General features: G+C 72.5%; 10 protein-coding genes. 5 read left to right on the top strand and 5 right to left on the bottom strand.

Annotated elements, in window-relative coordinates; genetic code table 11:
- Positions 1-104 precede the first annotated feature (104 nt).
- From OP04_RS38235 to OP04_RS50540, 3 genes are read left to right on the top strand one after another with little or no spacing between them, the layout of a single operon-like run.
- Positions 105-1,214, top strand: a complete 1,110-nt coding sequence (locus tag OP04_RS38235; RefSeq protein ID WP_033344826.1) for an endonuclease/exonuclease/phosphatase family protein — start codon at positions 105-107, stop codon at positions 1,212-1,214.
- A 30-nt stretch (positions 1,215-1,244) separates the two neighbouring features.
- Positions 1,245-2,312, top strand: coding sequence for an ATP-dependent DNA ligase (locus OP04_RS38230; RefSeq protein ID WP_033344825.1), 1,068 nt, complete (start codon positions 1,245-1,247; stop codon positions 2,310-2,312).
- 53 nt (positions 2,313-2,365) lie between these two features.
- Positions 2,366-3,637 (top strand): hypothetical protein, encoded by a 1,272-nt coding sequence (locus OP04_RS50540; protein WP_157240916.1) that lies wholly within the window; start codon positions 2,366-2,368, stop codon positions 3,635-3,637.
- A 262-nt stretch (positions 3,638-3,899) separates the two neighbouring features.
- Here OP04_RS50540 and OP04_RS38220 read toward each other — a convergent pair whose 3' ends face one another.
- Together OP04_RS38220 and OP04_RS38215 are read right to left on the bottom strand one after the other, a co-directional pair.
- Entirely contained in the window at positions 3,900-5,393 is a 1,494-nt protein-coding gene (locus OP04_RS38220) for a hypothetical protein (RefSeq protein WP_033344824.1), read from the bottom strand.
- Positions 5,394-5,481: 88 nt separating this feature from the next.
- Positions 5,482-6,405 carry an AEC family transporter gene (locus OP04_RS38215; protein WP_033344823.1) on the bottom strand — a complete coding sequence of 308 codons (924 nt, stop codon included), beginning with the start codon at positions 6,403-6,405 and terminating at the stop codon, positions 5,482-5,484.
- A 113-nt stretch (positions 6,406-6,518) separates the two neighbouring features.
- On the opposite strand from OP04_RS38215, the gene OP04_RS38210 reads away from it, so the two are divergent.
- On the top strand, positions 6,519-8,054 hold the full coding sequence (locus OP04_RS38210; protein ID WP_232323889.1) for an alpha/beta hydrolase: 1,536 nt from the start codon (positions 6,519-6,521) through the stop codon (positions 8,052-8,054).
- On the opposite strand, the gene OP04_RS38205 is transcribed toward OP04_RS38210, so the two are convergent.
- The 3 genes from OP04_RS38205 to OP04_RS38195 all read right to left on the bottom strand — a co-directional run bounded on the left by OP04_RS38205 (position 8,005) and on the right by OP04_RS38195 (position 10,123).
- Positions 8,005-8,358, bottom strand: coding sequence for a hypothetical protein (locus OP04_RS38205; RefSeq protein WP_033344821.1), 354 nt, complete (start codon positions 8,356-8,358; stop codon positions 8,005-8,007). The genes OP04_RS38210 and OP04_RS38205 overlap by 50 nt on opposite strands.
- 44 nt (positions 8,359-8,402) lie before the next feature.
- A complete protein-coding gene (gene ligD, locus OP04_RS38200) occupies positions 8,403-9,419 on the bottom strand; it encodes a non-homologous end-joining DNA ligase (RefSeq protein WP_033344820.1) in 1,017 nt (338 codons plus the stop codon).
- Positions 9,420-9,490: 71 nt separating this feature from the next.
- Positions 9,491-10,123 carry a hypothetical protein gene (locus tag OP04_RS38195; protein WP_157240915.1) on the bottom strand — a complete coding sequence of 211 codons (633 nt, stop codon included), beginning with the start codon at positions 10,121-10,123 and terminating at the stop codon, positions 9,491-9,493.
- A 221-nt stretch (positions 10,124-10,344) separates the two neighbouring features.
- Between OP04_RS38195 and msrB the strand changes: the two genes are divergently transcribed.
- The gene (gene msrB / locus OP04_RS38190; RefSeq protein WP_033344818.1) at positions 10,345-10,752 is read left to right on the top strand and encodes a peptide-methionine (R)-S-oxide reductase MsrB; all 408 of its coding nucleotides are present in this window, start codon (positions 10,345-10,347) and stop codon (positions 10,750-10,752) included.
- Positions 10,753-11,020: the final 268 nt, after the last annotated feature.

Genomic DNA, 11,020 nt, shown 5'->3' with positions numbered 1-11,020 from the left:
GTTTCTCCGCTCTTCAACGTCCATTGGTCGTCGCACCCATCGCCGGTAGTCCACTGGCGACAATCTGCCGCTCAGAGCCTTGATCGTTGCCTTGAGGGGGTCCGATGCGAATCGCCGCCTACAACGTCGAGAACCTGTTCAACCGCGCCCGCGCGCTCGACCCGCGCAACTGGGCCGCCGGCCGCCCGGTGCTGGAGGCGTTCGAGTCGGTCACCGCGCTGCTCGAGGAGCCGGTCTACACCGACGAGATCCAGGCCGCGATCCTGCGTGAGCTGCAGCGGCTCGGGCTCCGCAACGGCGACGCCGCACGGTACGCCCGGCTGCGTCAGAACCGCGGCCGGCTGCTGCGCCGCTCCCGCAACGGCGTCGTGCACGTGGTGGCCGGCGGCCGCGCCGACTGGATCGGCTGGGTCGAGCTGACCACGGACCGCTGCGACGAGCTGGCGCTGGCCAACACCGCGCGCGTGCTCCGCGACGTGCGCGCGGACCTGGTCGGCGTGGTCGAGGCCGAGTCGCGGCTGGCGCTCAAACGGTTCGCGGACGCGGGTCTGTCCGAGGACCGCCGCCCGATCTACCCGCACGTCATGGTGGTCGACGGCAACGACGAGCGCGGCATCGACGTGGGCGTGCTCTCCACCGCCGGCTACCCGCTGATCGCGCAGCGCAGCCACGTCGACGACGTCGACGACGTGGGCCGGGTCTTCAGCCGCGACTGCGCGGAATACCACTTCCGGACCCCGTCCGGCGCCACGGTCGCGCTGCTCATCAACCATTTCAAGTCCAAGGGGTACGGAGGGAAGCTCGCCTCCGACGCGATCCGGCGACGGCAGGCGGCCCGGGTCGCGGCGATCTACCGGGACCTGACCGCGCGCGGCGTCGGCCACGTGGCCGTGCTCGGCGACCTCAACGACACGCCGGACAGCGCGCCGCTGGCCCCGCTGCTGACCGGCACGGACCTGCGCGACGTCTCCACCCACCCGGCGTTCGACGACGACGGGCGGCCCGGCACGTACGGCTCCTGCACCGCCCGGAACAAGCTGGACTACGTGCTGCTGTCGCCGCCGCTCTGGGCCGCGTGCACCGGTGGCGGCATCGCGCGGCGCGGCGTCTGGGGTGGACGTAACGGCAGGTTGTGGCCCATCTACGACACGATGACCGCGGCCGTGCACGCCGGATCCGATCACGCGGCCATCTTCGCGGACGTGTCCCTTTAAGTACGCGTGATCAGGGTGTATGCAGGTCTCATGGATCTTCCGCAGATGCCGCCGATCCCGCCGATGCTCGCCAAGCCGATAAGTGACATCCCGGCCGGTCAGCTCTACGAGCCCAAGTGGGACGGGTTCCGGTCGATCATCTTCCGGGACGGCGCCGAGGTCGAGATCGGCAGCCGCAACGAGAAGCCGCTGACCCGCTACTTCCCCGAGGTCGTCGAGGCGGTGCTGGCGCACTTCCCGGAGCGCGCGGTGATCGACGGCGAGATAATCGTCGCGGACACGGCGCGGAACACGCTCGACTTCGAGGCGCTGCAGCAGCGCATCCACCCGGCGGCCAGCCGCGTGAAGCTGTTGTCGGTGGAGACGCCGGCCAGCTTCGTGGCGTTCGACCTGCTGGCGCTGGACTCCTCGGACCTCACGGCGTTGCCGTTCGCCGAACGCCGACGGCGACTCGAGGAGGCGCTGGCCGACGCCGCGCCGCCGATCCACGTCACGCCGCTCACGGACGATCTGGAGACCGCGCGGCGCTGGTTCGCCGAGTTCGAGGGCGCGGGGCTGGACGGGCTGATCGCGAAGGGGCCGGAGCTGACGTACCAGCCGGACAAACGCGTGATGACCAAGATCAAACACAAGCGCACGGCGGACTGCGTGGTCGCCGGGTACCGCACGCACAAGTCCGGCGAGGACCGGATCGGCTCGCTGCTGCTCGGCCTGCACGACGAGCGCGGCACGCTGGTCTCGGTCGGCGTGATCGGCTCGTTCCCGATGGCCCGACGCCAGGAGCTGTTCCAGGAGTTGCAGCCGCTGGTGACGGACTTCGAGGGCCACCCGTGGAACTGGGCCGCGCACGAACAGGGCGAGCGCACACCGCGCCGCAACGAGCAGAGCCGGTGGAACGCGGGCAAGGACCTGTCGTTCACGCCGCTGCGGCCGGAGCGCGTGGTCGAGGTCCGCTACGACTACATGGAGGGCGTCCGCTTCCGGCACACCGCCCAGTTCGAGCGCTGGCGCCCGGACCGCACGCCGGAGAGCTGCACCTATGAGCAGCTCGAGCGGCCCGTCCGATTCAACCTTGCGGATGTGCTCGGCACGCGCTGACCCGAGTACGCGTACTCATCTCCGTCCTCTGTGGATGTTCGAGACTGCTCGGCATGACATCACGAAGACGACGGCCCGCCGTGGCCGCGCTACTGCTGTGCGCCGTGCTCGGCGCCGCCGGACTCGCCGGGAGCTCCGGCGCCGGGCCGGCCGACCTCCGGCTGGCGGCCGCCGGCACCGATCCGGTCGAGGGCGGCCCGGACCAGGCCCTGCACCCGCTGCCGCCCCGGCCGTGCCCGGACACGGTCGTCCCGGAGCCGGCCTCCGCCACCACCGTGCACTTCAGAACGCCCGGCAAGCACCTGGTGTACGAGTACGTGGCCGTGTACGCGCCGGGCGTCGCCGCGCAGGTGGCGGAGGATCTGCGCGCCGACGTACAGCGCTGCGGCAGCGGGCCGGGCTACCCGGCGCACCACGTGGTGCGGACCGGATGGTGGGGCGAGCACAGCACGCTCATGGAACGGGTGCGGGACGACAGCCACCGCATGGACGCGATCCTGATCGGCGTCGCCGTCGACAAGCTGGTGATCGTGATGGACGTCGGCAGCGACCTGCTGCGCACCGGCGACCTGACCATCGCGTCCGGCAGCGGCGCCGACGCGATCCGGCGGGCCGGCGGCGACCCGACACCGGTCCCGGAGACGCCGTCGCCGTCGCCGGCCCCGGCCGACGAATGGGTGACGGTCGACGCTGAGGTCACCGCCGTGCGACGCGGCACCGATCCGGCCGAGGCCGTCGTCGAGCTGGCCGTACCGGCCGGCGCCGAGCAGTGCGCCCGCGACCCACGCGTCAGCGCGATCAGCGAGGACGACGAGCGGGTGCGGGGCGAGCTCAGGGTCGACTCGCTCCAGAACGCAGAGAGGAACCGCTGCCCGGAACGGGCGCCCGCCACCGTGACGCTGACCGCGTCGGCACCGCTCGGCGACCGGATCCTGCAGCTCGACAACAGTTCGCAGTGGGCACCGGACGGCGACGGCTACCGGCGGTGCGACCACCTGTGGGGCTGCGACGGGCCGCCCGCGGATCCGTGCGACCCGAGCTGGTGGCGCTACGCCGTCGGCGACGTGCCACAGCACGCCACCTGGAACATCAGAGCCTGCGACGGTACGTGGGCGGTGCTCGAGATCAACGACGCCGCCGGGGCCTGCGGGCCGGAGGGCGGGCGGCCGGGCTGCGTGGAGACGGCGCGCTGGCAGCGATACTTCCTGTACTTCGACAACGGGTGGACCACGGTCGCCGTCGGGCGCGGTGCGGGCTGCGGCATCGTGCACCCGCAGCAGCCGGAGTTCCCGGCGGCACTGTGCGAGTCGCTGCCGGCACTCTGACCGGTGGCTTTGCTGAGCTTTCGACGTCAGGGCCGGGCTGCCACGATCACGGGGTATTTCGTGAAATTTCGGGCACGGAGTGCCCGTCGATCAAGGCGGGTGTGGACCTCGACGCCGAGAGCACAGTAGTCGGCGGCTCCGACCCGCGACCGGACCCGCGACCGGACCCGCGACCGGACCCGCGACCGGACCCGCGGGGCGTCCTCCGGCCCGCCGGAGGACGCCCCGCCCGCCAGCCGGCTGTCCGTCGGCTCGCCGGTGATCAGGTCGTCCCCATGCCGATCCGACGGCAGGGGACGACCTGATCCTCGAAGGCGCGGCACCCGTGAAACGCTGCCGGGCAGCCCGTCAGCGACGCCGCAGGCCCATGACCAGGAGGACGTCGCGGACCGCGGCCGCGGCCGGACGCCGGACCTCGGCGCGGAACCAGCGGCGGGCCGGCATGACGGTCCGCGACCAGGTCAAAGCCACGGCATGCGCGGCCGCGACCGCGGTGTGCCGCCAGGTCCAGGCAGCGGCCCGAGCGGCGGCACGCATCGGGGCCACCACCAGGTGCCGCCAGAGCCACCGGACGCCGCGGGCCAGCGCGCGCAGCGGGATCACGACGGCGCGCTGCCAGGCCCACACGGTCGCGCGGCCGCAGGCCCGCAACGGCACCAGCACCAGGTAGTGCCAGGTGCGGACGATCCCCCGGCCCAGCGCCAGCACCACGACGCGCCAGAACCGGAGCGCGGCCCGGCCCAGCGCGCGCAGCGGCACCGGCAGCACGACCGAGCGCCCGCAGCGGGACCAACACCACGTGACGCCAGACCCAGGCGATCCCGCGGCCGAGCGCCCGGACCGGGAACAACACCGCGTGACGCCAGGCCCACACGATGGCACGGCCGAGCGCCCGGACCGGAATCACGACCACGTGATCCCACACCCACGCGGCAGCACGACCGAGCGCCCGCAGCGGGACCAACACCACGTGACGCCAGACCCAGGCGATCCCGCGGCCGAGCGCCCGGACCGGGATGACGAACCCGCGATGCCATGCCCACGCGGCAGCACGGCCGAAGGCCCGCAGCGGCACCAGCACCACGTGACGCCAGACCCACGCGACGGCACGGCCGGACGCCCGCAGCGGGACCAGCACCAGGTGGCGCCAGACCCAGGCGGCCCCGCGGCCCAGCGCGCGGGCCGGGATCACGACGGCGTGACGCCAGATCCAGGCGACCCCGCGGGCGAGTGGTACCGCTGAGTGCCGCCACAGCCGGCCGAGCGCGTCCGCGAGCACGCGGCCCGACCGGCGGAGCGCCAGGCCGATCGGCCGCAGCAGCCGGCGGTGGATGCCGCGCCCGAGCAGCCGGAAGCCGGCGCCGATCAGGCCGGCGGCAGCGGCCACCACGGACCGGAGTGCGTCGCGCGTCCGGACCAGGCCGCGGGCGACGGCCGCGAACACCCGCCGGAGCCCGCGCGCCAGCCAGTGGAGCGGCTCGTAGACGAGCGTGACCGCGACCCAGGCGATCGGGGCCAGGATCAGGTGGACGAAGATCCAGCGCAGCGGGCGGGCGACCACGTGCACCGCGAACCAGCGGACCGGTATCCAGAAGAGGTTGACGCCGGCCCAGCTGAGCGCCTCCCCGACGAACCGCACGGAGCGGGTGAGCAGCTCCCAGACCAGGCGGATCGGGACGACCACGAGCAGCGCGATCACCCGCGCGGGCCGGCGGATCCAGGCGGGTGGCTCGGGGTGGGTGTCTTCGCTGCTCATGACCGCTCGACGATACGGTCCGGGGTCAAGGCACGGCCGGGCCGGCGGAGTTCCGGCCGTACCGTGGCGAGAATTTGATCTTGATCTGTCAGGTCAGGAAGACCGCGGCGACGATCATGGTGAGCGCGGACGCCAGTGTGGAGAGCATGACCACGTCGCGGGCGAGCGTCTCGGACTCCTTGTAGCGCAGCGCGAAGACGAACACGTTCTGCGCGGCGGGGAGCGCGGACGTCACCACGGCCGCGAAGAGCTGGTCCTGCGGGAGGTGGACCAGGAAACGGCCGATGAGGTACGCCAGCACGGGCTGCACGATGACCTTGAGTCCGACCGCGAGGTACCGGTCCGGCGCCTCCGGGCCTGGTCGCAGCGGTCGTGCGCCGGGCAGCGACATGCCGAACGCGAGCAGCGCGGCCGGCACCGCGGCGGCGCCGACCAGCGTGAACGGCTCCAGCAGCAGTTCGGGGGGTGTCCAGCCGGACACGGCGACCGCGATGCCGGCCACGGACGCCACCATGATCGGGTTGCGGGCCGGCAGGAGCAGCAGGCTCTTCAGCGACGGGCGGCCCTGTCCGCTGGCCAGGTCCAGCACGGTCAGCGCGAACGGCGCGGCCAGCAGGACCTGGAAGAGCAGCACGGGTACGACCAGCGACACGTCCCCCAGCACGTAGGCCGCGATCGGCAGTCCCAGGTTCGCCGCGTTCACGTAGGACGCGCCGAGCGCGCCGATCGTGGCCCGCCGGGTACTCCGCTTCCACACCAGGCGCGCGATCAGCGTGTAGATGACCGCGACCAGAATCGTGGCGGCCACGAAGACCAGCAGCGCGCCGGTGACGATCCGGTCCAGGCTGGTGCGGCTGAGCGTGACGAACAGCAGCGCGGGCGTGGCGACGAAGAAGACCAGCCGGCCGAGCACCTCGGGCGCGTGCTCGCCGAGCACCCGCCCGCGCGCGAGCAGGTATCCGAGCGTGGCGATGGCCCAGATCGCCGCGAAACCGCTGAGTACCCCGCTCATTCACCTGATCATGCCGGGTAGCGGCGGGTCGGGTGCATCCAGTGTGACCGGATAGTCTCACTGAGGCAGATCGCCGTTCGAAGGGACTCGCAGTGCTGCGTACACCTCACCGCGTGCTGGTCGCGTTGGTCGCCACGGTGCTCACGGTGTCCGGCTGCTCGCTGCCGGTCTTCTCCCCGGGCGGCGGAGACGTCAGCGACAACGCCGCGACCCGCGGGCCCGGTTCCGTGAACCTCGCCTGGCGCAACTGCGCGGACATCCCGCAGGATCTGTTCGGGCAGAAGGCGCCGCGGATGCGCTACGAATGCGCCGAGATCACCGTGCCGAAGGACTGGAACAACCCGGGCAACGGCGCCACGTTCTCCCTGGCGCTGATGCGGGTGCGGTCCGGGCAGCAGAAGAACCGGATCGGCTCGCTGCTGATCAACCCGGGCGGTCCCGGCGGTTCCGGCATCGACACCGCGGCGTACCTGTCGTTCGGCCCGCAGGTGCAGGGCCTGCCGTCCGAGGTGCTGGAGCGCTTCGACCTGGTCGGCTTCGACCCGCGCGGCGTGTCCCGGTCGTCGCCGGTGAAGTGCATCTCGGACAAGGATCTGGACGCCAGCTACGGCTCGGAGCCGGATCCGGCGACGCAGGCCGAGTTCGACGAGCTGGTGGCGCTGAACAAGCGGATCGGCGACGCGTGCGGCGCGAAGTACGGCGCCGAGCTGCCGCTGTTCTCCACCGAGCAGGCCGCGCGGGACATCGACGCGATCCGGGCCGCGCTCGGCGACGAGAAGCTGACCTACCTGGGCTACTCGTACGGCACGCTGCTCGGCGCCACGTACGCGCAGCTGTTCCCGCAGAACATCCGCGCCATGGTGCTGGACGGCGCGGTCGACCCGCAGCAGGGCATGGTGGCCGGCTCGGAGTCACAGGCGAAGGGCTTCGAGCGCGCGTTCGACAACTTCTCCGCCTGGTGCGCGAGGACGCCGGCCCAGTGCCCGATCGGGCCGGACGCGCGGGGCGCGCTGACCGAGCTGCTGGACAAGGCGCGGGCGACGCCGCTGACCGGGTCGGACGGGCGCGAGGCCACGGCCGGCTGGATCTTCTACTCCGCCGTGGCCGCGCTCTACACGGAGCTGTACTGGCCGCAGCTGGGCAAGGCGCTGGGCGCGCTGCGCGACGGCGAGCCGGACGAGATGTTCGAGCTGGCGGACACGTACACCAGCCGCACCGACCGGGGCACCTACGACAATCAGGCGGACGCGCTGCTGGCCGTGAACTGCGCGGACAGCGACGAGACCGTGGCCCCGGAACAGATCCGCGCGCTGCAGCTGGAGTGGGAGAAGACGTACCCGCTGTTCGGCGCGCCGCTGGCGATGGGCATGCTGGGCTGCGCGTTCTGGCCGGGGGCGAAGGATCCGTACCCGACCGGGCCGGCCACGGGCGCGCCGACGATCGTGGTGGTGGGCACGGTCGGCGACCCGGCCACGCCGTACGAGCAGACCGCGGTGCTGGCGAACATGCTCGGCACCGGCCAGGTGCTGACCTGGGAGGGCGAGGGCCACACCGCCTATCCGAACACGCAGTGCATCACGCGCGCGGTGGACGGTTATCTCATCGATCTGACGGCGCCGGAACGCGACCTGCGCTGCCCGGCCGGCTGAGGAAGAGCACTCCGGCGGCGGCCTGGAGCAGCGCCACCAGCAGGACGGCGGCGAGCATGCCGCCGTCCGGGCGCAGGCCGAGGTGCAGCATGGTCATCACGCCGGCCACCACGAGCGCGCCGCGCCAGGCGGCGCGGTCGTGCGGGCTGCGCCAGAGCCGGACGCTGCACGGCACGCAGACCAGCGCCAGCACGACCAGCCCGACCGTGAGCAGCGGCGCGTGGGCCGCGTGCGCGCCGGTGAGCGTGAGGTGCACCACGGCGCCGGCCAGCCCGAGGAGTGCGGATATCCGTGCGAGCGCCATCGCCGTACCCCCATCGCCGTCGCAGTCCGGGGATTGTATCCCATTTACGCGTCGCTGGATCCCTTCGTGCGCGCGCGGGACGGCTGGACCCGCATCGGCTCGCCGGGCATCTTGGGATATTCCGGCGGATAGGGCAGATCGCCGCGGTCGTCGCGGGCCGCCCACTCCAGCAACGGCGTGATGTCGAAGGCGGCGGCGTCGATGCCCGCGTGCGGGTCGCCGGCCTTGGCCAGCCGCACGGGAACCGTGCGCAGGTCGAAGTCGTCCGGCTCCACGTCGGGCAGCTCGTCCCAGGTCACCGGGGTGGACACGGTGGCGCGCTCGTTCGCCCGCAGGCTGTACGCGCAGGCGATCGTCCGGTCCCGCGCCATCTGGTTGTAGTCGAGGAAGACCCGCTCACCGCGCTCCTCCTTCCACCAGTTCGTGGTGGCGAGCTCGGGGCGGCGCGCCTCCACCTCGCGGGCCAGCGCGATCGCGGCGCGGCGCACCTCGACGAACGACCAGCGCGGCGCGATCCGCACGTAGACGTGCACGCCCCGCCCGCCGGACGTCTTCGGATAGCCGGTCGCGCCCAGCTCGGAGAGCACCTCGCGGACCGTGCCGGCCACCGTGACCGCGTCCGCGAAGCCGGTGCCGGGCTGCGGGTCGAGGTCGATGCGCAGCTCGTCCGGCTCGTCCGGCTTCGCACCGCGCACCGGCCACGGGTGGAAGACGATCGTGCCCATCTGCGCGGCCCAGGCCACGTGTGCCAGGTCGGCGGGGCAGAGCTCCTCGGCGGTGCGCCCGCTCGGGAACGTGACGGTGGCGGACCCGATCCACGGCGGCACACCGCGTGCCGGCACCCGCTTCTGGAAGAACGTCTCCCCGTCGAGGCCGTCCGGGAAGCGTTGCAGCGTTGTCGGCCGGTCGCGCAGCGCGCGCATGATGCCGTCACCGACGGCCAGGTAGTACTCGAACACGTCCCGCTTGGTGAACCCGCGGCGGGGGAAATAGACCTTGTCCGGGCTGGTCAGCCGCACGGCCCGGCCGGCGACCTCGATCTCCTCGGCTTTAGACGCCATGCTCGGACCCTACGTGACGACAACGCCGCCCGGGGTCCGTGCGGACTCCGGGCGGCGTGGTGATCCAGCCTCTAGCTCTCGAAACGGCGACGGTGCCGGCCCGCGTAGAGCAGCGCCGCGCCACCGGCGGTGACCAGCACGCCCGCGCCGACCACACCGGCCAGCGGTGCACCGGTCAGCGGCAGCTCGCCGCCCTGCTCGCCACCGGTCGGCGTCGTCGGGGCCTCCGGCGAGCCGTTGGAGACGCCGCCACCCGGCGGCACCTCCTGCTCGCCCGCGCTCGGCACCGAGCCGGACGGGGTCGGCGTGGGCAGGCCCGGCGTCTCCGGCGGGGTCTCGTCGCTCGGGCCGCCCGGCGAGGTCGGCGGGGTCTCCGGCGGCGTCTCCGCACCCGGGCCGCCCGGCGACGGCGTACCGTAGCCGCCCTGACCACGGGCCGGACCGTCGTAGTCCGGGGTCGGGGCCATCCGCACCGGGACGGCGCACTTGGCGGTCGCGTCACCGAGCAGACCGGCCGCGATGCCGCACACGTCGACCGGCGCGTTGATCGGCAGGCCGACCTTGGCGTTGTTGGCAACGCCGTTGGTGTCGTCCGGCGCCGCGCTGGCAGGCTGGGCGCCCAGCGCGAGCGCCGCCGCGAACATCGTGAGTCCGGCGGCCGGCAGCGTCGCCGCCGCGATGATGCGCCGCTTCATGCTCGTCACGCTGTGATCTCCTCAGGGTGGCAGGGGAGGCTTATGATGATATTTACAGTTAAAGACCGTTTTGCTCTGATCCTAACGGCTGTTAGGCGCAAAACGGTCCAACACGCGCACTCCACGCCTAACGGGGCAGGTGCGCAGCAGGACACTGGCAGCCGCCAAAGGGCAGGCGAAGGCCGGTTTGGGGGCGGGGGCCGGGGCGGCAGCAGGGGTACCGTTGAGGCATGACCATCGAGAAGAACGCCCTGCCGGTCACCGAGGAGGAGTGGCGCGTCCGCCTGAAGCCGGAGGAGTTCCGCGTCCTCCGTCAGGCCGGCACCGAGGCCCCCTGGACCGGCGAGTACGTCAACACCAAGACCGAGGGCGTCTACCACTGCCGCGCGTGCGGTGCGGAGCTGTTCAGCAGCGACACCAAGTTCGACAGCCACTGCGGCTGGCCGTCCTTCGACGACGCCATCCCGGGCACGGTCGTCGAGATCGAGGACCGCACGCTCGGCATGCTGCGCACCGAGATCCGCTGCGCGAACTGTGACTCACACCTGGGCCACGTGTTCCGCGGCGAGGGCATGACCGCGAAGAACACGCGGCACTGCGTCAACTCGATCTCGGTCCGCCTGGAACCCAAGCCCTGACAGCGGATTTCCCGCTTCCGGCGTGGTCCGGCGGCGCTGCTCCCACGGGCGCTTGAGCTCACCTGGGGACAACCCCAGACCCCGATCTTCCCGCCTCCGGCGTGGTCCGGCAGCGCTGCTCCCACGGGCGCTCGAGCTCACCTGGGGACAACCCCAGACCCCGATCTTCCCGCCTCCGGCGTGGTCCGGCAGCGCTGCTCCCGCGGGCAAACCTCGCGTCGGGCTCCGCCGGCGCTCCGCTCGTCGCGAGGAGCCGGTTCCGCCGTGG

Source organism: Catenuloplanes japonicus (genome assembly GCF_000717135.1).
Taxonomy (GTDB): domain Bacteria; phylum Actinomycetota; class Actinomycetes; order Mycobacteriales; family Micromonosporaceae; genus Catenuloplanes; species Catenuloplanes japonicus.
The sequence above is the reverse complement of the archived record's forward strand: the minus strand, read 5'-3'. Positions and strand labels throughout refer to the sequence as shown.